The 1508-nt window shown below is 70.8% G+C and carries 1 protein-coding gene; it reads left to right on the top strand.

The annotated features are described in order from the left end of the window. Positions 1-193: 193 nt before the first annotated feature. Positions 194-1508: HtaA domain-containing protein (locus ACFU99_RS43345; RefSeq protein WP_384404221.1), on the top strand; the 1315-nt coding region annotated here is incomplete at its 3' end.

The raw sequence follows: 1508 nt of genomic DNA, 5'->3' as shown, positions 1-1508 counted from the left end.
ACGTGCTGAACGCGGCCGGCGCCGCCTTCACCGTCGTCCGCAAGCGCCGGACGGCTGCCGCCGCTTCCGCCGCTTCCCCCGCCGGGGCGGACGCGGAGGACGGAACGCCGCCAGCGAAGGACTGACGGCCTCCCCGGCCGTGAACCGCATCCCCCAATACCCCCCCAACACCCCCTCAAGGAGAGACCCGACCATGACCGCCACCCCCTCCACGCCCCCTGTCCGCCCCGCGCGGCGGCTCGCTCTCGTCGCCGCCACGGCCCTCGCGCTGGGGGCGGGCGCGCTGAGCATGCCCGCGTTCGCGGCCGACGGTGCGGCCGGCCCGCCGAAGGTGGAGCTCAAGGACGGCACCCTGGACTGGGGTGTGAAGGAATCGTTCCGGAAGTACGTCACCGGGATGGCGAAGGGCACGATCGAGACCGCGGGCGGTGCGAAGCAGGCCGCCGACAACGGCCCGTTCACCTTCACCGACGGCTCGGGCACGTACGACATGGGCACACACGCCGTCGACACCACCTTCAAGGGCAGCGTCCGCTTCATCTCCAAGGTGCACGGCTTCGACATCAAGCTCGCCGACCTGAAACTGTCCACGAAGGGCACGGCCGGCAGCATCACCGCCGACGTCACCGCGGCGGGCAAGACCGAGGACGATGTCGAACTGGCCTCGCTCGACCTGTCCAAGGCGCAGCGCAGCAGGGGCGACTCCACGATGACCTTCGCGAAGATACCCGCGAAGCTCACGGCCAAGGGCGCGACGGCGTTCAACGACATGTACAAGGAGGGGCAGGAGCTGGACCCGGCCACCCTCACCGTGAAGACGGACGGCGGCGGACAGCCCACCCAGCAGCCGACGCAGCAGCCCACGCAGCAGCCGACCCAGCAGCCCACCACCGAGCCGACGACGGGCCCCACCGACCCCACCGTCAACCCCACTGACGGGCCGTCGAAGCAGCCGAGCAAGCAGCCCACGCCGTCCGGAACGCCTGGGACGCCTGGGACCGGCGGCTCCGGAGAATCCGACGCCCAGTCCGGCACGATCGCGGACGGCAACCTCGACTGGGGTGTGAAGAAGTCGTTCCGCGACTACATCACCGGCGGCGCGAAGGGCAAGATCGACCTGTCGGGCGGCGCGGCGAAGAGCGGAGACGGGTACCGCTTCCCGAAGGGCCACGGCTCGTACGACGCCGACAAGTCCGCCCTGGACGCGGCCTTCGACGGCGCGATCCGCTTCACCGGCCACGAGGGCGCGCTGGACCTGAAGTTCAGCGACCTCAAGGTGCAGGTCAAGGGGGGCAAGGGCGCGCTGGTCGCGGACGTCTCCGCCAAGGACCTGACGAGCGGCAAGGTCGAGAACAGCAACGACCTGCGCCTCGCCGACCTGGACCTGAGCGGCAAGCCGATGAAGGCCAAGGGCAAGATCGTGACGCTGTCGGGTGTCCCGGCCCGGCTGACGGACGCGGGCGCCAAGGCGTTCGGCGGCTACTACGACGAGCCCGCGAAGCGCAACC

Source organism: Streptomyces sp. NPDC057654 (genome assembly GCF_042800135.1).
In the GTDB taxonomy this organism is placed as follows: Bacteria; Actinomycetota; Actinomycetes; order Streptomycetales; family Streptomycetaceae; genus Streptomyces.
Note: the sequence above shows the minus strand (reverse complement) of the source record. Positions and strands in the feature narration are given on the sequence as shown.